Annotated in this window: 21 protein-coding genes; 4 read left to right on the top strand and 17 right to left on the bottom strand. The window is 71.3% G+C overall.

Annotation, left to right across the window (positions count from 1 at the left end):
• Positions 1-51: 51 nt before the first annotated feature.
• From AB0C04_RS20940 to AB0C04_RS20925, 4 genes are all read right to left on the bottom strand, one after another.
• Positions 52-717, bottom strand: a complete 666-nt coding sequence (locus tag AB0C04_RS20940; RefSeq protein WP_357057058.1) for a hypothetical protein — start codon at positions 715-717, stop codon at positions 52-54.
• 936 nt (positions 718-1,653) lie between these two features.
• A complete protein-coding gene (locus AB0C04_RS20935) occupies positions 1,654-2,832 on the bottom strand; it encodes a monooxygenase (RefSeq protein ID WP_357057056.1) in 1,179 nt (392 codons plus the stop codon).
• 213 nt (positions 2,833-3,045) lie between these two features.
• Entirely contained in the window at positions 3,046-4,641 is a 1,596-nt protein-coding gene (locus AB0C04_RS20930) for a VWA domain-containing protein (protein ID WP_357057054.1), read from the bottom strand.
• A 20-nt stretch (positions 4,642-4,661) separates the two neighbouring features.
• Complete coding sequence (locus AB0C04_RS20925; protein WP_357057052.1) at positions 4,662-5,783, bottom strand: AAA family ATPase; 1,122 nt, start codon at positions 5,781-5,783, stop codon at positions 4,662-4,664.
• 282 nt (positions 5,784-6,065) lie between these two features.
• Between AB0C04_RS20925 and AB0C04_RS20920 the strand changes: the two genes are divergently transcribed.
• Entirely contained in the window at positions 6,066-6,383 is a 318-nt protein-coding gene (locus AB0C04_RS20920; RefSeq protein ID WP_357057050.1) for a hypothetical protein, read from the top strand.
• A gap of 11 nt (positions 6,384-6,394) precedes the next feature.
• Here the strand turns inward: AB0C04_RS20920 and AB0C04_RS20915 are convergent, their stop codons facing one another.
• The gene (locus tag AB0C04_RS20915) at positions 6,395-7,543 is read right to left on the bottom strand and encodes a DUF4314 domain-containing protein (protein ID WP_357057048.1); all 1,149 of its coding nucleotides are present in this window, start codon (positions 7,541-7,543) and stop codon (positions 6,395-6,397) included.
• A gap of 516 nt (positions 7,544-8,059) precedes the next feature.
• Here AB0C04_RS20915 and AB0C04_RS20910 point away from each other — a divergent pair.
• Both AB0C04_RS20910 and AB0C04_RS20905 read left to right on the top strand, forming a co-directional pair.
• Entirely contained in the window at positions 8,060-8,773 is a 714-nt protein-coding gene (locus AB0C04_RS20910) for a hypothetical protein (RefSeq protein WP_357057046.1), read from the top strand.
• Between the two features lie 64 nt (positions 8,774-8,837).
• Positions 8,838-9,395, top strand: a complete 558-nt coding sequence (locus AB0C04_RS20905; protein ID WP_357057044.1) for a GIY-YIG nuclease family protein — start codon at positions 8,838-8,840, stop codon at positions 9,393-9,395.
• Between the two features lie 420 nt (positions 9,396-9,815).
• Here AB0C04_RS20905 and AB0C04_RS20900 read toward each other — a convergent pair whose 3' ends face one another.
• From AB0C04_RS20900 to AB0C04_RS20855, 10 genes are all read right to left on the bottom strand, one after another.
• Positions 9,816-10,316, bottom strand: coding sequence for a DUF1877 family protein (locus AB0C04_RS20900; protein ID WP_357057042.1), 501 nt, complete (start codon positions 10,314-10,316; stop codon positions 9,816-9,818).
• 286 nt (positions 10,317-10,602) lie between these two features.
• Complete coding sequence (locus tag AB0C04_RS20895; RefSeq protein WP_357057040.1) at positions 10,603-11,736, bottom strand: C40 family peptidase; 1,134 nt, start codon at positions 11,734-11,736, stop codon at positions 10,603-10,605.
• The gene (locus AB0C04_RS20890) at positions 11,733-12,278 is read right to left on the bottom strand and encodes a hypothetical protein (protein ID WP_357057037.1); all 546 of its coding nucleotides are present in this window, start codon (positions 12,276-12,278) and stop codon (positions 11,733-11,735) included. The genes AB0C04_RS20895 and AB0C04_RS20890 overlap by 4 nt, the downstream gene beginning before the upstream one ends.
• A complete protein-coding gene (locus tag AB0C04_RS20885) occupies positions 12,275-12,538 on the bottom strand; it encodes a hypothetical protein (protein ID WP_357057035.1) in 264 nt (87 codons plus the stop codon). The genes AB0C04_RS20890 and AB0C04_RS20885 overlap by 4 nt, the downstream gene beginning before the upstream one ends.
• Positions 12,535-13,116, bottom strand: a complete 582-nt coding sequence (locus tag AB0C04_RS20880; protein ID WP_357057033.1) for a hypothetical protein — start codon at positions 13,114-13,116, stop codon at positions 12,535-12,537. Before AB0C04_RS20880 ends, AB0C04_RS20885 begins: the two co-directional genes overlap by 4 nt.
• A gap of 78 nt (positions 13,117-13,194) precedes the next feature.
• Positions 13,195-13,821, bottom strand: a complete 627-nt coding sequence (locus tag AB0C04_RS20875; protein ID WP_357057031.1) for a GGDEF domain-containing protein — start codon at positions 13,819-13,821, stop codon at positions 13,195-13,197.
• A 93-nt stretch (positions 13,822-13,914) separates the two neighbouring features.
• The gene (locus tag AB0C04_RS20870; protein WP_357057029.1) at positions 13,915-14,721 is read right to left on the bottom strand and encodes a MarR family transcriptional regulator; all 807 of its coding nucleotides are present in this window, start codon (positions 14,719-14,721) and stop codon (positions 13,915-13,917) included.
• An 80-nt stretch (positions 14,722-14,801) separates the two neighbouring features.
• Complete coding sequence (locus AB0C04_RS20865) at positions 14,802-15,719, bottom strand: hypothetical protein (protein ID WP_357057026.1); 918 nt, start codon at positions 15,717-15,719, stop codon at positions 14,802-14,804.
• 376 nt (positions 15,720-16,095) lie between these two features.
• Positions 16,096-16,677 carry a hypothetical protein gene (locus AB0C04_RS20860; protein WP_357057023.1) on the bottom strand — a complete coding sequence of 194 codons (582 nt, stop codon included), beginning with the start codon at positions 16,675-16,677 and terminating at the stop codon, positions 16,096-16,098.
• 123 nt (positions 16,678-16,800) lie between these two features.
• The gene (locus tag AB0C04_RS20855; RefSeq protein ID WP_357057020.1) at positions 16,801-17,622 is read right to left on the bottom strand and encodes a hypothetical protein; all 822 of its coding nucleotides are present in this window, start codon (positions 17,620-17,622) and stop codon (positions 16,801-16,803) included.
• Positions 17,623-18,262: 640 nt separating this feature from the next.
• Here AB0C04_RS20855 and AB0C04_RS20850 point away from each other — a divergent pair.
• Positions 18,263-19,918: a hypothetical protein gene (locus AB0C04_RS20850; protein WP_357057017.1), complete on the top strand. Its 1,656-nt coding sequence runs from the start codon at positions 18,263-18,265 to the stop codon at positions 19,916-19,918.
• Between the two features lie 4 nt (positions 19,919-19,922).
• On the opposite strand, the gene AB0C04_RS20845 is transcribed toward AB0C04_RS20850, so the two are convergent.
• Both AB0C04_RS20845 and AB0C04_RS20840 read right to left on the bottom strand, forming a co-directional pair.
• A complete protein-coding gene (locus tag AB0C04_RS20845; RefSeq protein WP_357057014.1) occupies positions 19,923-20,291 on the bottom strand; it encodes a hypothetical protein in 369 nt (122 codons plus the stop codon).
• Positions 20,292-20,434: 143 nt separating this feature from the next.
• Positions 20,435-21,388, bottom strand: a complete 954-nt coding sequence (locus AB0C04_RS20840; protein WP_357057012.1) for a replication-relaxation family protein — start codon at positions 21,386-21,388, stop codon at positions 20,435-20,437.
• Positions 21,389-21,436: the final 48 nt, after the last annotated feature.

Here is a 21,436-nt window from a genome sequence, read left to right as displayed (position 1 = left end):
ATTCTCCTGAGTAGCGTGCGCGCCTGTGGCCGCGCTTTCCGGTTGAAGGGGTCATCGGGCGAGGACGGACACGGTTTCGCCGAGCAGCAGGGGAGCCCCGTCGGGGCCTTTGATGTGGGAGTGGATCCAGATGCGGTAGGGCTGACCGTCGGCGTTGACGAGGCGCCGCCAGTGCCCGCGCACGATGAACCTCACCCGGTAGTGCCACTTCGCCTCGCCGGCGGGTTCGGCGACGGGTTTGGTGCGTCGCAGCATGACCACGCGGGTGTCGTGGCGCAGGCCGGCGCGCAGGGCACGTCGGCGGGCAGGTCGGTCCAGGGGCGGGTTGGCGACGGTGGCGATGGGTTGTTCCTGGATGCGCCAGAACGCGTAACAGATGGCCGCGACGGCCCGCATCCGCACGGTGGACTCGTCGACGCAGAACCGGCCGTCCGGCGCGGACTCCCAGTCCTCGTTGGCGGTGTCGGGTAGGTCCTCGCGGGTCGCGATCGGGACGCCGATGGGGATGTCGGCGAAGGTCGTCAGCACGTAGGGGCCGAACTGGGCGGCGAGATGCGGCGCTTCGGCTACCTGGTCGCGACGGCGGGCGGCGGCGGGGTCGAGGGGGTCGTCGCGGTCGGCCCAGCCGGTGATCCACCAGCCGGTGCGTCCGCTGTCGCGGTTGTGGACCTTGGCCCAGGTGATCGCGCCGATGGAGGTCACCCTGTCCGTGGACACCGCGTTCGTAGATCGGTTCGGGTAGGAACAGCACACCGGCGTCGCTGGGTGCTATGTCGTTGCCGATGGTGTCGCCGGTCAGGTCGAGGGCTTGAGCGGCGGCGGCGATGATCGCGGTCATGGCCGGGGCGAGGACGTACGGTTGGCCGTCGCGCCATGGCTGGTGCGCGATGCGGCTGAACGCGTCGAGCACGGTGGCGTTGTTGCCGGCGTCGTCGGTGATGTGGGATTGCAGCCACGCCCGTAGGTACTGTCCGGCGAACGGGCCGCGGCAGTATTCGGTCATGTGCAGGCGCAGGTCGACCGCGGCGCGGGCGTAGCCGGCGAGGGTTTTCTCGGCCCGGAAGCTCATGCTTTCTCCAGCGTGATCGGGGATCCGGCGGCCGATCGGGCGCCGGTGAGGTAGGGAGGCAGGGGCTGGCGTTACGCGGCGCGCGGCGACCGGGTCGTCCGCTGTCGCCGTGGGGCCGGCCGTGGCGTGCTGGGCTGGAACCAGCCGACGAATCGGGTGGCCGCGGCGGCGATCGGCACTGCCGGCCGGGCTCGGCCGCGGGCCAGCAGGACGGGCCTGCTGGCAGCCTCGCGGGCGCGCTGGGCGTCGCGGGCGGGCCGGCACGGGTATGCCTCGCCGCCGCATCGCAGGTTCGCGCAGCGGCCCGGTCGTTCGGGGTGGGGTGGGTGGGCGTCGGTCACGTCGGCGGCGAGCAGCCATAGCGGGACGTCGGTGACGGTGCGGGGTACGACACGGCGGTGCGGCTGGCCCATTCGCGTTGCCCTTTCGTCGGCGCGGGGTGGCCGCCGCCCCGGCCAGCGGTGTGGGGAGCCGCTGTCGGGTTCGCCGGGGCGGCGACCGGGTGCAGTGACGCTCGACTTTCCGAACCGATCAAGTCGCCGTGCACGGGGTGGGGTGGCCGTGAGCCGGCGGGCCTGGGCCGGTCAGCGGACGGCGCCGGGGGCTGTGTCGCCGAGGCCGAGGCGCGCGCCGATGGCGGGTCCGCGGTGCACGGCGGCGATGGCGGCGGGTAGGTGGCGGCGTTGCCATCCGTGCAGGGCGGCGTCGAGGTCGGCGCGGTACTTGCGGTGTTGGGTGAGGGCGGCGATGAGTCCGGCGGCTTGTTCGATGCCGTTGTTCGCGCCGCGGGCGGTGTGAGGGCGTACCGGGGCGAGGGCGTCGCCGAGGAGCACGGCGTGCCCGCCGCCGAGGGGCCACACCATGCGGGTGGGCGGGTCGATGTCCATGACGGGAACGGCCATGCGCGTGGTGGTGGTGTGCACGGTGACGGCGTGCTCGGCCGGCAGCAGCTGCTCGGCCCGGGCGTCAACGTGGGCGCGGGCGGCGGGGCTGACGTGCTGCGGCAGGGCGAACAGGCGGCGGGTGGGCGGGGCGCCGAACCGGTCGGCGTATTCGGCGGGGCTGGCGTTGAGGTAGAGGGTCCAGTCCAGGCCGCCGAGGACGGGGGCGACGTTGTACTGGCAGCCGGGGCCCGGTTCGAGGCGCAGGAAGTCGCGCAGCGCTGGGGCGGGGGTGTGGGCGTGGCCGCGGTGGGCGACGTAGCCGGCGTAGCGCAGGGCGCGGTCTGGGTCGAGTAGCCGCCGGCCGGTGGAGGACCGTCCGTCGGCGAACACCACCAGGTCGTGGGCGGCGACGTGGCCGTTCGTGAAGTGCAGCGTCGGCTGGCCGGTGGTGGCATCGAGGCCGGTGAGGCGGTGCGAGGTGTGCAGTAGCCCGGCGGGTAGGCGGCGGGCAAGGGCGGTGTGCAGCAGGGTCCAGGTGGTGTTGCGGCCCGGGTAGACCTGCCGCCGCCCGGCGGCTTCACGTCGGTCGCGGATGGGGATTTGCCAGATGGTTTCCGAGTCGTGGGCGACGAACTCGTCCTGGCTGATGCCGAGGCGGTCCAGCACGTCCAGGGCGGCGTGTTCGAGACCGATCAGGCCGCCGCCGAGGTTGGCGGTGGCGGGCGCGGCGTCGTAGACGGCGACGTGATCGAAGCCGGCGTGCAGCAGTAGGAGCGCGGCGACGGGTCCGGTGAGGGAGCCGCCGATGACGGCGATCCTTGGCTGGCGGCTACTGCCCGGCGCGCTGGTGGCGGGGCGGGCGTTGACGGTGTTGGTCACGGGGGTTCCCTTCAGTGGCGGGAACCCGGGCACGGCCTTCTCGGCCGTGCCCGGGGTGCGCAGGGGTGCGCGGTGGCCGGGCAACGGCCGATGGCGGGTGCGAGCAGGACAAGCGCGGGAGAGGCGGGGCCGCTCACCGCGCGGCGAGGGTGGCGATCGAAGCGGTTGTGGCACCGCCGGTTGGGAGGCCAGCGGTGAAGGCTGGCGGCCTGGTCAGGCTTGTTCGAGGGCGGCGGTGGCGGCGTCGGCGATGTGGCCGATGGCCTGCACCGGGTCGGCGACCAGCAGCGTGGTGGTGTCGGTGAAGGTGTGCCCGTCGAGGTCGGCGGGGCGCAGCCACAGCACCGGACACCCGGCCTGGTGCAGGGTCGTGATGAGCCGCTGCGCGGGGTCGATGTCGGGCAGGTCGCCGTCGGAGACGACGGCGAGCATCCGCAACCTGCCGGGCTGGCGCAGCTGCAGCAGCTGATCGGCGAGTTTCACCGCGTCGGTGAATCCGCTGCTGCCGCCGTACGCGGCAAGCTCAAGTACGTGTTGGGGCTGCTGCCGAGCTCCGACGAGCAGGGTGACATCGCTGCCAAAGGCGATCGTGGCGGTGACGGCGCGATTGCGGTGGGCGGCGTGGGCGAGGATCCACCCGGCCGAGGACATCGGCGCCGCCCAGGGGTGCATGGAGAACGAGGCGTCGACGATGACTCCGAGGTGCAGGGTCGGCTTGGGTGGCGGCACCTGGGTGCGGCGCTGCCACGGGGTGGCGGTGGGCATCGCCCCGGCGGCCATCTGCGCCTGCGCGGTGATGGCGTGGCGGGTGCGCAGCCGTCCGGGCGGAACCGCGCTGGGCCGGGTATCGGGTTCGGGGGAGTGGGTGCGGGCGCGGGCCAGCCGCGCGGCGAGGGCGCGGGCGGCGGCGCGCTCGGCGTCGGTGGGTTCGCGGCGGGTCCACGTCGGGGGCGCCGAGAAGCGGGCGGTGATCTGCTGGTTGCGGTACTGGGCCGGGGTCAGGCCGGCGGTGTGAGCCAGGTAGTCCGCGAGGGCTTGGGCGAGCATGCCGGCGAACACCCCGGGGTCCGCGGCCGGTGTGTTCGGCTGCCGGTGCGGGTCGATGCCGAGGATCCGGCACCACCGCCACGCCAGGTCGAGCATCTGCTCGGCGTCGGTGTCCGCGGTCAGGTGCGCCTGCCGCCACACGTCACGAAGCTGAAGCAGCCGCTTGCGGCCGAGGATCGTGGTGACGGCGGCGCGAACACCCTTGATGTCCTTCGCGGTGATGATCCGGGCGTCGACCCGCGCGAGGAGCAGCGCGGCGAGGGTGCCGGCGTGCCAGGCGTCGTCCACGCCGGCGTCGCCGGGGTCGAGCAGGGTGGTGACGGTGTGGCGCAGCCACCGGCGGTCACCGCGTCGTCTGCCGCGCTGCCGGTGCTCCGCGCGGGACTCCTCGAGCAGGTCGGCGACGTGGGCGACGATCGGCGGGGTGCCGGGCGGTGCCGCCCACAGGCTGTGCGCGGCGTGCGCGGCTTCGTGCACGAGCAGCCCGTACGCGGTCGGCACGAGCCGCTTGTGGCCGGGCCGGCGGGGGTTGGTGATGTCGGGTGCGCCGATGTGGGTGGCGTCGACTTCGATGCGGCGGGCGTCGGGGTAGAAGCAGGCCGGTGCGCCGCCGCCCGCGCCGGGGGCGACGGTGACGGTCAGGTCGCCGCGGCCGGTCAGGACCGCGATGTGTCGGGTCCAGGCGTCGCTCCAGTCCCGCCAGGCGGGGTCGTTCGCGGCTTGGCCGGCTGTCCCCGGTTGCAGATGATGAGGGTGAGGCATTGATGCTCCTTTCAGAGGGGTTAGCGCTGCTTGCCGAGGGCGAGCGCGGTGATCTCGGTGCCGAAGTGCTGTCGCAGGGCGGCGGTGACCTGCTCGCGGTCCTCCTCTGGGGCGCGGCCGGCCAGGTTCGCGACCGCGGCGGGCAGTCCGAGGGTCTTGCGGACGCGGGTGAAGCCGAGCAGTTCCCGCAGCTGCGGCGCCCACGAGATCCGCCCTGCCGCCAGGTCCTGGTTGAGGTCGACGGCCGCTTGGACGGCGGCGGTGGGGACGCCGAGGTGGCGGGCGAGGTCCCAGTCGGTGGTGACCTCGATGTGCACGTCGAACCGCGACGCGAGGGCCTCGGTCAAGATGGCGCCGTGTACGCCGGGGTTGTGTCCGGCGATGACGTAGAACCCGTCGACGGCTTCGACGCGTTCGTTGCGGTAGCCGGGGATGGTGATGACCCGTCGCCCGTCCATAGCCGGGTAGAGCACGGCGAGGACCTTCGGTGGGATGAGGGTGGCGTCGTCGACCAGCAACGCCCGGCCTTCCCGCATGGCGGCGACGAGGGGCCCGTAGACGAACTCGAAGCCACCGTCGGGCAGGGGGATGAAGCTGCCGAGGAAGTCCTCCACCACGGTGTCGCCGGTGCCGGCGACGGTGAGCAGGTCCGGGAATGCGGCTTCGACGAGGGCGGTCTTGCCGGTGCCGGGCGGGCCGTAGAGCAGCGCCGGGATGCGCTTGTCGCGCAGCCGGCGCAGCACGTCCACGTCGGTGGCCCCGGCGAGTTTGCGCGGGAAGTACAGGTCCCCGTTGGGTCGGGCCACCGGCTGCCGCCGCGCTGACCGCGGGCTGCTGCTGCCGGGGGAGCGCGGGGCGGGTGGCGGCATGGTGCCGGCGGCGTCGATGCCCGCCTGGGTGATCTGGAAGCGGTGCGGTTTGGTGTGGTGGGTGGCGTAGCCAGCCGCGGCCATCTTCTTCAACGCGTCGAACACGGCGCCGGTGGAGGGCACGGAGAGTGCGGTGGTGATCTCGCCGACCTTGAGGACCTGGTCGGGGTGGGCGGCCAGGTGGGCGGCGACCAGGCGGTAGAGGTAGCCGGGGCGGCGCCCGCCGCCCGCGTTGGCGGGATCGGTGCTGGTGGGTGAGGGTGCAGGGTCCACGGAATCTCCTGTCATCAGGGTTGGGCCCGCGCACCGTCTCCGGGTGCGCGGGCAGGCGTGGTGTGGTGTCCGCGCGGCGGAGACGGCGGTGGCGGGCGCGGCCCTGTGACAAGGGCGGCCAGCGACCTCCGTGGAATGTGTGCAGCAAGCAAGACCGGCGCTAGGGCGGCTGGTCAGGTGTCGCCGTCACCGGCCGGTGGGCGACGACAAGGAACGCACCCGGCACCGGATTGATCAAGCCGTTGCGGTGCTCCCGGGCTACTGGGCTACGGGCGGTGGAGGGTGACCTCGCCGCGGGGACGGCGGGATACCTGCACGGTCAGGGCCGAAGACGCTGCCGTCGGACAGTCCCAGCCAGACGTCCCGGTCGAGGGTCAGGACGCCGGCGTCGCGGTAGGCGCGGGCGGACGTGATCACCACGGGCACGCCGTCGTCTTCGACGAGATGAGGCAGGTCGGCGTCGTCGCAGAGCTGGTCCAGATCGCCGCTGCTGAGCCGCCGCGCCACGAGGGCTTGCAGCAGCTCTTCGTGGACGTAATCACCGAACTCGTCGCCGCCATCGAGCAGGGTCGTAGGTCCTTTCGCAGTCGGGGATGGTGATGCACGAGGGGTTAGGCCTCGGCGGTGGGCGGGTCGGGGATGACGCCGGCGATGCGGTCGCAGTCGTAGGGGTGCACAGCCGTCCAGGTCCAAGCGCGGCCCATCACGGTGTACCGGCCGTCCGCGTCAGGGGTGATCCGTTCGATGGCGTCGGAGTCGCCGTGCACCCGCGTCTCGTCGACGACGATCGCGGTGCCGTCGAACCACAGCCGGGCCGTGGACTCGTCGACCGCCTGCTCCAGGCGTTCGCCGGTGACACCGTCGGCGGTGAGGTGCTGCCGGTAGCGGTCGCGGGCCTCCTGCTGCTCGGCGACGATCGCCTCGGCGACCTCGCGGGTGCAGGTGAACACCGCCCACCCGTTCCACGTGTCGACCAGGGTGCCGGCGAACCCGACCGGGATGCGCAGCTCACCGTTCGGGTTGGGTGTCCACGCCCAGTCCCCGGCGAACACGCGCGGTCCACCCAGACGCACCTGGTCGGGGTGCACGTGGCTGAGGTCCCGGTCGTCGCCGGCGGGATGCAGGATCATGCGGCACCGGCGGGCCGCCTCGGCATGCGCGGCGTCGTCGTACCCGTCGCACCACGCCCACCGCGCCTGGTCGCACTGCCGCGCCGTCAGCTGCTCCCACGCAGGGGCTCCGGGTGGGGCGTGCTCGGCGTATCGGTCGGAGTCCTCGGCCAGGCGGTACCGGTCAGCGGTGGGAAGCCCGTCGAGGACGGGCGGGTCGACGTCGCTGACACCGGCCAGCGCCTGCCGCGCCGCTGCGGTGACGTCGCCGCCCCGCTGGACGCCGAGGACGTGCTGTGCCCACCGGGCGGCGGCGTCCCGCCCGCCCGCGGCCCCGGCGGCGCGCAGCGCGGCGAGCACCCGCTCCCAACTTGCGTCGGTGACCGAGGTGGGGACAGGGCGGACGCGGTCTCCCTCGCCGAGCAGCAGCGACAGGCGGGAGCCGCCGTCCCAGGCCACCTCAAGGACCTGCGTCTGCGGGTCGTAGCGGCGCACCGTGCCCTCGTCACCAGGCCGAAGCCGGGTGTGAGAGTCAGTGGTGTACTCCAGTGCGACCCGGTTCCCCTTCCGGTAGTTGTCCTGCACCGAGCAGGGATCCTGACGGCAGTGGTCCGACCACAGTCGCGTCGCGTCGTTGTTTGATCTGGTCACGGTCCTCGTCCTTCTTTCCCATTCCTGGGGGGTCTAGGTCTGGATTCCGCTTCGGGTTAGTGGTGGGCGTCGGCGGCGGCGCGCCCGCGCGCCGAGTCGACGGGATCGCTTCGGTTGGTGCCGTCCGCCTGGTGACGTCCGGACCGCAGCTCAGTGAGCACCCGCCGCCGCCACGGCGGGAGCGTCGGTGTCGGTGACCCAGGGGTGCACCGCGTCAGTTGGGACGCCGAGCCACCGCACACCGGCGGGAAACACTCACGCCCGCGCAGTGCGACACGCCGCTTTCCTTGGCGGCGAGCGCATCGGGGTGAGGAGGGCAGGTTGCGGCGGTCCGACGCTGAACAGCTCGTGCGCTGCTGGCTGGCCCGGGCAGCGCCGGGGCCTGGCACGTGGGGCCGGCGGAGCGTGGTGAGCAGGGCGGCAACGCCCGGTTTGTGCCATCCGGCGTAGTCGAGGTGCCGCAGCGGATCAGCCGCAGTCGACGTCGTGTCGTACTCCCTCGGCATGATTCCGTCTATGGAGGACGGATCCCGAAGCACGGGCCAGGACGTCGACGGTCTCGCAGAGCAAGTCGTAGCGTCGGCGCGAGCCACGCTCGGCGACCCCGCGGAGTGGGTCGATCCCGCTGGCTACCCCGAGGGCTTGGCTCTGTGCATCATCGATTCGATCCAGTCGATCGGGGTGAAGTACGGCGGCGTTATCGCAGTCCTCAACCGGTACCGGGCCCTTCGCCGCCAGCACGGGTCCGACCCTGCGGCCGATGGCACGCCCGAGCTGTTGACCACCTTCGCCGATCTCGGCAGTGCTCAATCGTGGGCGGAGAGCGTGGGCAATGCGAACAAAACCTCCACCCACGCCGACGCGCCGCTGAAGGCACTGGCCATCGAGCAGGCGGCGCAAGCCCTGTCAGCCCTCGGAATCCTCACCTGCCAAGACCTGAGAGACGCCGGAGCCGATCGCCTGCAACGAGCGAAGCAAGCGTGGCTACGTGTGCCCGGTCAAGGCTCAGGCACCTCCTGGAGATATCTGCTCATGCTGTCGGGTGCACCGGGCGTCAAACCGGATCGCATGATCCTCCGCTTCGTTGCCGCCGCCGTCGACCGTCCAGAACGCACCATGAGCACTGACTTGGCGGTGAAGATCGTCATCGAGGCGGCCAAGAAACTCGGGGTCACACCGACCAGACTTGATCACGCGATATGGCGATGGCAGTCCGGTCGCGATCGCTGAACAGACCGACATCGGTGAGCACCAAGTTCGTCACTCAGAACATCCTCTGCAAAGGATTTCCCCTATGACCACGCCGGCTGAGCCGATCCCTCAGACCGTCACCGACGGACTGAACGACACGCCAATAAAGCCCACTGATGCCGTGCCACTCCTGCCGAGCACCTCCGGCCTATACGCATGGTGGGCGGAACCCCAGATATTCCCGAACCTTCCCGGCCCAGCCAACAGCACGGATCCGAGCGTCCGCCTCCTGTACCTCGGCATCGCGACCAGCTTGCGCAGCAGGATCGCAAGCAACCACCTGGCGCGCTCGGGCAGCTCCACACTGCGCCGGACACTCGCCGGTCTCCTCCTGCCCACCGAGCGCTACCAGACGACCTGGACCGATCGCGTGGTCCTCCTGGCTGAAGACGAGCGGCGTCTCACCGCATGGATGCAGGCTCACTTGCGTCTCACCTGGTCCGCCTGCGAGGAACCCCGACAACACGAGACCAGGCTGATCACGGACCTTCGACCACCACTCAACGTCGAAGGTGCGGAGCCCGGCGACCTGCGTAACCGTGTGAAGGCCGCGAAGGCGGCCTACGCGGCAAGTGCGGGTCCACGGCCACCAGGTCCATAGGCGACCCACGACAGTTCTCGTCGACCTGCCGGCCCCGACGGGGAGAGGCTAGAGCGGCGTAGCTTCTCACGCCTCTTATCGCCGTTATGGAGCTCTGGGCTGGGCGATAGGTTCGATTTCTCAGCCTGCTGTCGCGGTCCCGTTCTCAAGATCGTGTCGATTTCCTGAGGCGCTTGTCGGCGTACGGGCTCCGGCATTGAGTTACGTATTGCTGACGTACGGAGATCCACATGTCCCCGAGAGGACACGCTCCCGCTTTGTTCAGTCCGCGCCTGCTTCGATGGGCACCATCGGCTCGGCGGCGGTTCGCGCCGCCGGCTACGCGCGGTTTCTGATGAGCAGTCAGCCGATGAGCGGATCGCGGCAGTTGCGGGCGTCCGCCCCTGGTGCTGGCGATACCCGGCCGATCGTGTTGCGGCGTCAGTCCCTCCACACCAGGATCGGCTCGCGATCGGCTGCGGCTGCACAGAACAGCGCTACGAGCCGGGTGTAGTAGTCCTCCAGATACGACAGCGCCCAGTGCTGATCCCAGATGGCCGGGTACACCTCGGCCGAGATCATCTCGGCCGGGTCGTAGTGCTGGGCGAGCAATGCGAACGAAGTGGCGTCAAGGAACCGGGCCGCATCAGCCGCATCGTCCGCGGACAGCAGGCGAGGAGAGTCGTAGCCCCACTCGTCATCGGTCATTGGCTCGCCGCCGCCGATGACGTCGACCGGCGGACCCAACTTGGTCAGCAGATGTTGCAGGCCGGCCCATGCCTTGTCGGTGTCCATGCCTCGCGACGCCACCTCCTCATCGAGATCACCCATGCGCAGGTCGCCCGCGTACTCGCATGCGTTATCCGGGTCCTCGAGCAAGAGTCGGCGAAGCTCGGTGAGCTCGTGCGGCCGCAACCGCACGTACTCAGTGATCATGCTCATGGATCAACATCCTGCACCTCGGATTGCCGAGCAACATCGTCGGGCCGGCGGGTGACCCAAGGCCCACGCCACCCGGCCACACGTACTCATCTCGGCAAATTCGGATGCCACGAGGTCACATGCCGTCACGCCATGTAGCTGCGCCGAGCCGCGTCGTCCTCGGGCACGAGGTAGATCGCGCAACGTTGCGTATCGAGTCGGTCTGACGCGTGACGGCGGGCGCGTCGACGTCTTCTCACATTCAGGTCGCAAGCGATATGGGCGGTGACATGGTCTTGAGAGTGCGTCATCGAGGTTGAGAACGTACAAGCGGGTCCTCGACGATCCGACGCACGGCGGCGAGTTGGCCGGCCCACGCGGACAGCCGGCTGATCTTGACGACGTCGCCGCTGTGCGGGGCTTGCACGATGAGCCCGCGGCCGAGGTAGAGGCCGACGTGGCCGGGGCGGGTGGCGCTGCCGCGGCTACCGGGGATGAACAGCAGGTCTCCCGGACGCAGGTCCCGGTATTCGGTGACCGGCTGGCCGGCGTGGACCTGGTCGCGGGTGACCCGGGGCAGGGAGATCCCGGCGGCACGGTAGGCCTGCTGGATGAGGGAGGAGCAGTCGCACTGGTGGGCGGGGACTCCGGAGTGGGGTGCGGTGCAGTCCCCGCCGAAGGTGTACGGGGTGCCGAGCTGGCCGAGGGCCCATCCGATGGCGGTCACGACCTGCGGTGGGGTACCGAGGGGGAGAGTGAATCCGTCCGGCAGAGGCACCTGTTCGGCGCCGGGTTGCCCGTCGCCGCCGTCGAACAGGCACAGCGGGTTGCTCATCGCCTGCTCCAGATCAGCCGCGACGGGCCCGGCAGGGGTGCCCCCGGTCAGGACGCGAACCAGGGCGATCGCATCGTCCTCCCACTTCGCATAGGCGCCCGGGTAGGCCGAGCGCTGCACCGCCTGGGCGGCGTCGGTCAGCGCCATCGCCCGCCACCCGTCGATGGCCAGCAACGCTTGGTAGAACTTCCCGGCCGCGTAGCGGGGGTCCCGCAGCTGGACAGGTAGGCCCCAGCCTTGAGAGGGGCGTTGCTGGAACAGGCCGACGGAATCGCGGTCCCCGCCGGGCAGGTTGCGCAGCGTGGATTCCTGCATGGCGGTGGCCAGGGCTATCACCCAACCCCGAGGCGGCACGTTCAGTTCCGCGCCGACGGCGACGATCGCGGCGGCGTTGGCGATCTGTTCGCTGGTCCACCCGCCGGCGCCAGCGGCGGGTGGGGACACGGTGAGGGCGGGCAGCAGCGGTTGCCCGTCCGGCCCGACCGCGCTGTAGCAGGCGGCCGAAGCGGTACCACCGCCAGTGAACAGGGCGCCGATACCGCCCGCGCACAGCACCAGCACGACGATCACCCCGACGCTGACCCCGGCAAGGGCGCGGGCGCTCACCGCGGCGCTCCCACCGTCGGTCGCGAACCAGTGGGCGGGCGTCGGTTCTCGATGGGCGGGGGCAGGCAGTCGCTGAGCTGGTAGCTGGCGACGCGGCTGCCGTCGCCGGTGTGCACGCCGATCGTGGCGGTGCCGGCCTCGACGAGGTAGATCCACTCGGCGTCGAGGTGCGCGGCGTGGCACAGCGGGAACACGGTGACGGGTTCCTCCCCGTCCACTGTGCCGTCGTTGATGCAGGCCAGGGTCATGCCGACGCCCGGGACCGGGTGCTGCCGGGCGATCCCGGAGCCGGTGGTGGCGGTGATGTCCGGGTCGAGGTACTCCCAGTCGCCGGCGAGAATCGCGGTGATCAGCGCCGGGGTGTCGTACCGGGCGTGGCCGGCCCAGATCGCGGCCAGGGTCGGCAGCACGACGCTCGGCTGGCAGTCGAAGAGCACGAACCGGGCATGCACGAGCCGCGGATTGTCGGGTGTGATGACGCCGATGTAGCAGTGGGTGCTCACGGGAGAGGACTCCTTCAGCGACAGACGGATGGTTGTCATGGCTGCTCGTGCTCCGGGGTGGGCGGCCAGGTGGCGGGTGTGGCGCGCCAACCGAAGATCGGGTCGGTGGTCTCGACCGATCCGCAGCGCTTGCACGTCATCGAGGTGTCCTCGCCGTAGCCGGCCATGGACGGCACCTCGTGGACGGTGACCTCGTCGACCGCGCCGCAGATCCGGCAGCAGATGGACGCGCCGTCGGGCCCGCACACGCCGAAGATCGGCTCGTCGGGATCGGTCGAGGGTGTCTGCGCTCTGGTCATGCCGTGCCCACACCCGTGCTGGCCTGGGTGTAGCGGGCGGTGGCGATCAGCAGTGAGCGCAGGCCGGGCCTGGTGTAGGGGGTGTCGCTCGGGTCGGGGGTGTCGTCGACACCGAGCAGCGGGTGGTCCTCGCCATGTAGGTGGGTGAGCTGGTAGACGCGGCCGTCGGTGTCGACGGCGTCGATGCGGCGGGCCTGCCGGGGCTGGCCATCGAGGGTGTGGATGGTGTCGTAGCAGACGGCCCAGGCCAGCACCCGCGCGTCCGGCGTGCCCGCGCGGATCAGCCGGAGGATGGTGTCGAAGGTGGCCTGGTAGGGCGTAGGCGTGTCCGGGTCGTGCAGGTCGGCGGCGAGGCGGTGCAGCAACGCGGGCAGCCCCGCCGGGTCGGTGAGCAGGTCGTCGCGGTGCAGCGGGAACTGCACACTGCGCATCGCGCACATCCGCGCCCTGCCCCCGATGGAGGGCAGGTCGTGCAGGAACAGCAGCGTCGCGGGCTGGCCCCAGCCCAGCATCTCGGCGTCAGCGTCGGCGGCCAGGAGGCAACCGGCGAGACCGTGCACGTCGGTGAAGGACAACACAGGGTCTCCCTTGTCAGGGGCGGGAAAGGGGAAGGACCCCGCAGCCGGCGGCTGCGGGGTCCTTCAGGCATCGGAAGGTCAGTGGCGGTCGCGGCTGCGTCCGCCGGACGGGGCCAGCGGGTGATGGCCGTGCACCCCGGTCCGGTCGCGCTTGGCCTGGTACATGGCCGCGTCTGCCTCGGCGAGCAGCTGGCGGGGTGGGGCGGGCACGCGGGTGTGGGTGTAGCCGACGGACGCGCGGACACCGATCTCGTGGGTCCGGCTGCGCAGGGGAGCACCGCCGATCACCTGGCAGGCAGCCCGGGCCACGGCGGCCACCTCGTCGCGGTCGCCGCGCACCAGCAGCGCGAACTCGTCGCCGGAGAGTCGGGCGACGATCTCGACGGGTGCGTCGAGGCCGGCGAGGAGCCGCCCGACGTGGTGCAGCAACAGGTTGCCGGTGTCGTGGCCGAAGGTGTCGTTCACGGTCTTGAACCGGTCGAGGTCCAGCAGCACCACCCCGCACGGCGCGCCCTCGCTGAGCGCGGCGCGGAGCCGGGTGAGCAGCAGCCGCCGGTTGGGCAAGCCGGTGACATCGTCGTGGCTGGCCTGGTAGCGGGCCACCTGGAGGGCTTGCTGCTGCCGCCACAGCAAGGCTGCGGCGAGGGCGAGGCCGGCGAGGATCCCGCCGACGGCAGTGACGGTGGCGTGCACGATGGGAGACACTGAGATCGCTCCTTTCGATGGAAGGAGCACCGGGGGCGGACGTGAAGCCGCCAAACTTGAACGTCCGCCCCTGGGCTACCTGACAGATGGCGGCTATCGGCCGTCGGCGGCGGGGGCGAGTTGGAAGGTGGCCGGGCGCTCCACGGTCTGCACCGCCGTGCCGGCGGCGACCAGCTTGACCGCCGCGTTGTGCACCGCACCCGCGCTGGCCTTCTTCGCGCTCGTGCCGGCGTTCGCCGCGTCGATCAGCTTGCTCAGCTCACCGGTCTTGTACTGCCGGTCCGGGTGCGCTTCGAGGATGTCCAGCACCGCCGCTCGCAGGGACCCCTTCGCCCGCCGGCCGTCCTCGGAGGGGATCTCGCTGACCGGGCCGGCGTCTGCCGCGGCCTCGGTGCCGCCGGTGGCAGTGTCGGCCTGCCGACCGTCGTGATCCGCCTGCGCTGGCGGCGGTTGTTCGCCGTCGCCGCGCGACGTGGACGGGGCAGCGGAAGCATCGCTGGTGGGGCCCGGAATCTCGTCGTCTGCGGGCTCGACCGGCGGCACCGACCGCTCGCCGTCCTGATCGAGGGCTGGGCCGGCGTCGACCGGCACGCCTGGGTCCGACGTGCTCGGCGCGGGCTCGCCCGCGGCTGCGTCGTCCACCGCGTCTGGTGAGGGCGGTGGGCCCGAGGTGGCGGTGGTGGTGCGGCCGGTGGCGGTCAGCCGCCACACGGTGCGGTTGCCGTCGGCGGGGAGCTTCTCGGTCTGCCCGGTCTGCTCCCAGGCGCGCAGCTTCGCCGTGGTGGTGGAGTAGCCGAGGCCGGTGCGCTCAGCCACCGCCGACGCGGTGGCCTCACCGAGTTCGCCGAGCGCGGCGAGGACCTTGGTGTGGGCCGGCGCGGGTTCCGGTGTGTCGGTCATGGACATGTTCCTTTCCGGATGTGGAGGTCAGCACTGATCCACGCTTCGAACGGGGCGCTGATCAAGTCGAGCGGCCGGTTCTAGAGCGGAGACACGGCGGGGGCGGCCTGCGCGCGCTGCCGGCCGCTGGCGGTTACCGCGCGGGTACGCGCGGCCAAGGCGGCCAGGTGCAGGCGCAGCCGGGCGCGCAGAGGGAGCGCCGAGGTGTTGTCCGTGTGCCAGAGCCACCGGTAGGCACCGATGCTGTAGTAGCCGTCCCGGTCGGGGTAGCAGCGGTCGTCGACGTCGAGGCGGGTCTCGCCGCCGGTGTCGCGTTCCTCGAGCAACACGAGGGTGTCGCCGGTGAAGCGCAGCAGCGGGTACTCCCCGGGCATGGCGCCCAGCCGCCACCCGCCGGCGAGGACCGCGGCGATGAGCCGGGCGGTGTGCGGGTCGAAGCGGCAGATCAGGCCGCCGGCGTCGGTGGTGTAGCCGTCGGCGACCAGCGCGGGATAGGACCGGCCGGCGGCCTGCGGTGAGGTGACCATGGCGGGTCGCCAGCGCACACCGGGCGGGGCGATGTCCGCGCGCCGGTCGAGGACCTGCACGTGCATACCGTCGAGAGGGTCGCCGGGGCTGCTGTCGGGTGTAATGGCCAGCCACGGCCGTTCGAGGTCGCGTCCGGCGCGCAGGACGTCAATAACCCGCCGGCCGGCGGGACCGGCCGGCCCGAGCGGCAGGTACAGGTCCTCCGCCGGCTCCTCGCCTGAGCTGGCGGCGGCGCTGGGGCGCCAGAACGTGCTGACGGTTGCCTGCTCGTCGCCCTGCGGGGTGTGCCAGAGCGGGACCCCGTTGGACCGCAGCACCCCGCGGGCGCCGGTGCGGGTGAGAGTCAACGCCGGGCCGTTGAGCTCGCCTGCGGCGAGTTGTGCCCGGGTGAGGCGGTGGGTGGGGCAGGCGAGGGCGTGTTCTGCCAGGGGCAGCACATCCTCGACGCGGAACCACAGTCGATCGGACATGACAGGTGGGCCTCCCGATCAGTCGAGATAGGGGGTGGAAGAGGGAAAGTGCGGCCTGGTGCCGGCCGGGGCTTGGTGTGGCGCCCCCGGCCCGGGGCGCCCGGCCGCGTAGCCAGCACGCCACGCGGCGGGACGTCGTGGAATGGGTCCGATCGATCACTGGCGTGGGCGCACGCCGACGCGAGCCGAGGCCACGGACGATGGCGGCAGCCGGAGGCTGGCCGGGGCCGGTGGCGTGAAGCAGGTGCCATGCAGAACAGTGCGGCGGGCTTCCCGCCGACGCGGGCGCCGCAGAGCGCAGGCGACCATTGGCCGAGCGGCGGATCAGCCTCGACCGCGGGGGCGCCTGTTGGCGCCCCTCGCGGTCGACTGGCGGTCAGGCGCGTGCGGCGGTGAGCAGGCGGTGCAGGCAGGCCGGGATGACGGTGGCTCGCACCCGGGCCGGCGGGTCGTCCAGGACGACAGTCGTGGTGGTGGTGGCGGCGCTGCGCAGCCGCAGGATCTGGTAGTGCCGGCCGTCGTTGTCGCAGGCGGTCACAGCCCGCACCGGTACTCCGTCGGGGTCGTCGGGAAGACCGTGTGTGGCCGCGGCGCGGCGGCCGGCGTCGCTGGTGTCGAGACCCTCGGCCAGGAACGCCAGCCCGACGAGGCGCCGCTGCCCGGCGTGCGCCCACCGTGCCAGCCGCGGCTGCGCGTCGTCGGCGGTGAGGTGAGCGGTGAGGGTCTTCAGGCCGATCCAGTAGGGCAGCCGCATGCCGGGAACGGTCTGCGCGTGCAGCCACCAGAACGCGGGGTCGACGGCGAGTTCGTCGATCTCGAAGCGGGGCTCATGGTGGTCGGTGGTGGCGTCGAACAGACCGAGCAGGGCGGGCGAGGCGTCCCAGCCTCGACTGTCGGCGTCGTGTTCGACGGCGGTGAGCGCCGCGAGGATGACGCCGGCGCGGTGTCGTGACCTCATCAGTGAATACCTCCTGGTGTCTCTGAGGGGTGCGTGGGGGCGGACAAGCAGCGCCCGGGCGATACGCCTGACTCCCGGGCGCGGGGATCAGGGCCTCGTCCGTCCGGCTTGCCGCGTCGGGGTTTAAAGGGCGACCGCGAGCAGCCGCTGGTCCGCGTCGACGGTGTCGAGGTGAGCCAGGGCCTGCTCCAGGTAGGTCACCCGGTGGGTGAGGGCGTCACTGGCCGGGGCAAACTCGCGGCCGTCGACGGTGAGCAGGGCGTCCCCGGCGATGGCGCTGGCCGCCTTGTAGTGCTGGTAGGCCATCTGGCCTGCCTGGTACATCTCCAGCTCACCCACCGCGGGCTGCCCGGGGCCGGGGGTGGCGGCGGCATGCATCCGCATGGCGTTGACGCGGGGCTGCGCGTGGAAGTCGGCCACGGCGCTGTCGTAGGGGTAGCGGCCGGGGTCGGTGAGGTGCCGGGTGGCGAACACCGGCCAGGGGACGGCCGCTCGGGTGCCCTGCACGACTTGCTGCCAGATCTGGTATCGGATGCCGGCGCCGACCGCGGCGGCGTGGCGCATGCCGTGCAGGTCGAGCAGCCGCACCGGCCCACCCGCACACGGAGCGGGGCGGCCCTTACGCAGGCCGATCATCCGCCGGCGATCCCACAGCCGCAGCCCCGGCGTCGCCCAGAACAGCGACGTCAGGGTGCCGGTGACCCCGAAGTGGGTGGTGAGATGCTGGCTGGTGAGCGCCGCCGCGGGTAGCTCGTCGGGCAGGCACACGATCATCGTGTAGATGCTCGGCGCCGGCGCGACCGTCGGCCGGGACACTTCGGTGGCCCGGGTGCGGGTCGGCTGCGGCGCCGACGCCGGTGTGGCCTTCGTCGGGGCGGGTCGTGGCGGGATGGCGGGCACGCGGCTGCCGTGGCGAGTCAGCGGGGTGCCGTTGACAGTGGACATAAGCAGCGTCCTCCTTCGAACTGGGTGCGCGTGGGCGCGCAGGACTGACCGGCCCACCGGGTGCATGGGTCGGGTCAGGGGCGCAGATGACAGGACGTGGTGCGGTGGTTGGTGCGACCGTCAGGGATGTCGCCGCGCGGGCGTGTGCCGACCGGCCGAAGCGGGTGGGCGTCGCGTACCGCCGGGGTGCGGCGAGGGATCCCTTGCAGTGGGACCGAACCGGGGTGAAGAGATATATGTGGGGTGGTGTTGCCGGAAACGGTAGCGGCCTGCTCTGTCAGCGCCTGTCGCCCGCGTCGTGGTCGGGAACCGGCGCCCACCAGCACTGTCAGCCGTTCGGCTCGGCAGCACGCGGTGTGGGGATCCCCGTATGTCAGACCCGGCGGACCTGTCAGGCGAGGCGTGGTTCGACAACCGCACATCGACAGCCACTCGCCGCGTACCAGGAGACGGTCGTGGCCTGCGCTGTCAGACGAGCAGGCCGGCGAAGGCGGCGGTGTGGCTTCGACCGATAGTTGAACCAAGGACCGGGCTCCGTCAGCGAGCCTCCGAGGCGTGGCAGCCAGTAGTGGGTCCGGACTTTGCAAGATTCCTGGCACTTTGACGGCGTCTGCCTGTCGTTCGGGCACTATGTAGTCGATTGTTTGCCGCCGAGGACGCACGCACATCGATGACGACGGGTGTGATGGCGATGGAATTTCCGAGTTCCTCCGACCGTCCCGAAACGCAGGAACCAACGCCGCCGACCCATTCGTGGTCCGAAGGCCACTGGGAATACCCGGAGGCCGTGGTGGGCGACGATCTCATATACATAGCCAACGACACCGGTCACGACGTGCCGGATGGCCCCGAGGTGCCCGACGAGGACCTCGACTCGGGGTACCTCTTCCGCGGCGGCGACGTGATCACCGCCGACGATGGGCCGCCAGACGTGGACGCCACTATCCCCGGTGATGTTCCGGAGGAGTTCGGAGGCAGCGAACCGGAGGTCTTGGAGGCGGCGATCACCAGGCCGGACGACGCGTCGGACCGCAGCCGCGGGCCCCACCAAGCGGACCCGGTCCTACAGGACCGGGTTGAGCAGGCGAGGGAGGAGCCTGCAGAGGTAGCCGGCGGGCGCCCGGGGGGCGACCAGCGGCCGGATGAAGTACTGGGGCCGGATATGGATCGGCCACGCGATGCCATACCGCGTCCTCATGCAGGTGGGGAACTGGGCGAGTTGCCCCGCGCGCGACCACCCGTAGTCGTCGTGGAGCCTGCGCTGTGGAAGACCCAGGCCGACGCCATCGCCGAACTGGACCTCGTCACCCGGTGGCACCGACTCGTGGACCAGCGGATGCCGCGGGTCGAGCGTCTGGTCGACCGCGTCCGCAAACTGCCGGCGGTGCGCGCTACTCCTGACCTGCTCGAGGAGTTGAACGAGCTACGGCTGGCCGCCCCGGACGCATGCATGCGCACGGTCGGCTGCGTGCTGGCCGAGCTAATCGGGCTGAACTCGGCGCCGGACGACAAGGACGGCTTCGACGAGTGGATGGCGTCCCTTGACGCGCTCGCCGACGAGGCTGACCGACTGCGGCCCATAGCTGTGGTATCGCCTGACGCGCGCGGTGAGATCGACGGACAAATACCGACAGATTCGGTTTCGGAAGTGGAGATCCGGGACTCGGTGGGTGTGATGTGGGGCGCCCACAATCAGCTGCACGTCGAGCACCTATGCGTGGTGGAAAGCCCGGTCATCGAGGTGGCCGAACTCATCGATTTGGACGGTGAGGTGCCGGTCTTCGGCTTGTCGGCCTGGCGGTACAGCCCGGCCCGTAGGTCCGAGCGGGGGCAAACCGGCGGGACGGTCGAGACATCAGCGACCCTCCACGAGGGCTACTGGGCCAACATATGGAACTGCGCCGGAATCACCATCGGCGACCGCAATAGCCTGGACCTGACGTACATCTACCGGATGACATCCTGCCGGGTGAACCTGGTGCCGTTGCTGCGTGATCCAGAGGTGCGCGCCGATCTGGCGCGCTGCCGCGATAGCTCGCCTGAGAACGCCGCGCAGGCGCAGCAGGCTCGTCAGCGGCTGCCGGTAACCGTCTCCAACGCGGTGAATGCGATTGACGTGAGCAGTCTGGTTGCCGAGGAAGAGATTGCCGCGCTAGCGGCCCAGATCCGCCAGCCACGCGTGCGGGGGCGCTCCGGCGGTATCGTCATCACACACGGTGTCGGGGTGGCGCTAGGTATCGATCCGGCGGTGTCCTGGCGCCGCGCCACCCGGATCGATGCGTTCCAGGTCAGGTGACCGGTCAGCCATTGAAGGTGAAGTGGTTCCTGTTGCCGTCGCCCACCACAATCCCCTTGCTATGCGTGATGTTCACGCGGCGGTGGCCGTGCGACTGGGCCGCCTCCAACAGCGCCCGCGCCGCAGCAAGGACGTCTGCGTCCTGGTCGGCACCGACCTCGGCCAGATCGCTGCCGATGGCGGCGACCCACCGGTCGGGGTTCTGCTCGGTTGAGTCGAGCGCTTGCCGCGCCGCGGGCCGGCCGACGAGCCGCGTACGTAGTAGCTCGCACAGCTTGGCGTGCGCGTCCCGGACCGTGTCGCTGGCCACCCCCGCGGCGCCGGCGAGCGCCCCGGTCGCCAAAGCCGCCGAGATGAGCTCGATCTCGGACATTCCGGCCTCCAACAGGTCAGGCTGATGGGCAACCCACGGTAGTTCACGCCTGCCAGTGCACACCCGACCCCGTCGGATTGCGCCGCGCCCAGTGACAACTCCTATTGGGAGGTGTTACCTATCGCTGGTAGTCGAAGACGGGATCAGTCGTCGGTGTCGGGGTCGGTGAAGCGGTGCGGGTTGGTGGCGGGGTTGTCGGGGCCGTTGTCGCTGGGCAGCTCGTGCAGCCAGCGGCGCAGCCCGGGGTCGGTGGTCAGGGTCCAGGCCGGGCCGGCGGGGTGCTCGTCGTGGATGCCGGTGGCGACGGGCATGGCGGTGGGCAGGCCGGCCAGGGCGCGTAGGAGGTTCGCCTCTCGGCGGCGACCGCGCACGCGCAGCAGCACGGGGTAGCGGGGTCCGAATTCGGTGAGGCGTTCGTAGGCGCGCAGCTTGCGCAGCACCCTGCCCAGGTTTTCGGTGTTGTTGTCGTGTTCGAGGAAGAACCCGACGGTGCGGCCGCCGGCGGACCAGACGCCGTGGGCGTCGGGGCGGATGTCGGCGGCGGCGTAGGCGGCGGTGGCGTGCTGCTCGGACCACCAGCGCAGCAGGCGGGTGTTCGGGTCGGTGCGGGTGTAGGCGTGCAGGTCGACGAAGAGTTGGTTGACGCCGAGCAGGTGGCGCAGTTTCGAGCTGCCGACGATGCGTTCGGTGCGCTCGACGCTGCTGCGCGGTGGGCGTGCGGCGGGTCGGTCGGGGTCGGTGTAGGCGGTGGGGTGCAGGACGGCGCCGAGGGGTCCGAGGGCGTAGAGGTGCTGGCTGGTGCCGGTGGTGACGTCGACGAACCGGGTGAGCGCCTCGATGGAGCGCAGCGTGGCCAGGCGCAGCAGCGCCGCTCGCCGGGACGGAAACAGGGCTTGGGCGATCTGATCGGTGGACAGCAGGTAATGCTCGGCGAGCCAGGCGAGCAGCTCACGGTCGCGCAGGGTCAGCCGCCGCAGGAGCTCGAGGCGTTCCTGGCGGGACAGGCGGCGAGATGACGCCGAGCGCACGGCTGGGACGGGAGTAGGCGGGGGTTCGGTGGGGTCGGGAGGCTGCGGGTCGGGGAGTGTCGAGGACATGCGGGTTCCCTTCCGGGGAAACAGGAGGGTCCCCTCTGAGGGAGGGGT

Source organism: Micromonospora sp. NPDC048909 (genome assembly GCF_040649635.1).
Classification (GTDB): domain Bacteria; phylum Actinomycetota; class Actinomycetes; order Mycobacteriales; family Micromonosporaceae; genus Micromonospora.
This window is presented reverse-complemented; position numbering and strand designations above follow the sequence as displayed.

Bases quoted from the DNA above. Each gene is read 5' to 3' on its own strand.
- AB0C04_RS20910 (WP_357057046.1), top strand. From the start codon at position 8,060: ATGGAGGACGGATCCCGAAGCACGGGCCAGGACGTCGACGGTCTCGCA.
- AB0C04_RS20840 (WP_357057012.1), bottom strand. From the start codon at position 21,388: ATGTCCTCGACACTCCCCGACCCGCAGCCTCCCGACCCCACCGAACCC.
- AB0C04_RS20870 (WP_357057029.1), bottom strand. From the start codon at position 14,721: ATGACCGACACACCGGAACCCGCGCCGGCCCACACCAAGGTCCTCGCC.
- AB0C04_RS20860 (WP_357057023.1), bottom strand. From the start codon at position 16,677: ATGAGGTCACGACACCGCGCCGGCGTCATCCTCGCGGCGCTCACCGCC.
- AB0C04_RS20845 (WP_357057014.1), bottom strand. From the start codon at position 20,291: ATGTCCGAGATCGAGCTCATCTCGGCGGCTTTGGCGACCGGGGCGCTC.
- AB0C04_RS20900 (WP_357057042.1), bottom strand. From the start codon at position 10,316: ATGAGCATGATCACTGAGTACGTGCGGTTGCGGCCGCACGAGCTCACC.
- AB0C04_RS20855 (WP_357057020.1), bottom strand. From the start codon at position 17,622: ATGTCCACTGTCAACGGCACCCCGCTGACTCGCCACGGCAGCCGCGTG.
- AB0C04_RS20890 (WP_357057037.1), bottom strand. From the start codon at position 12,278: ATGACAACCATCCGTCTGTCGCTGAAGGAGTCCTCTCCCGTGAGCACC.
- AB0C04_RS20885 (WP_357057035.1), bottom strand. From the start codon at position 12,538: ATGACCAGAGCGCAGACACCCTCGACCGATCCCGACGAGCCGATCTTC.
- AB0C04_RS20865 (WP_357057026.1), bottom strand. From the start codon at position 15,719: ATGTCCGATCGACTGTGGTTCCGCGTCGAGGATGTGCTGCCCCTGGCA.
- AB0C04_RS20930 (WP_357057054.1), bottom strand. From the start codon at position 4,641: ATGCCTCACCCTCATCATCTGCAACCGGGGACAGCCGGCCAAGCCGCG.
- AB0C04_RS20905 (WP_357057044.1), top strand. From the start codon at position 8,838: ATGACCACGCCGGCTGAGCCGATCCCTCAGACCGTCACCGACGGACTG.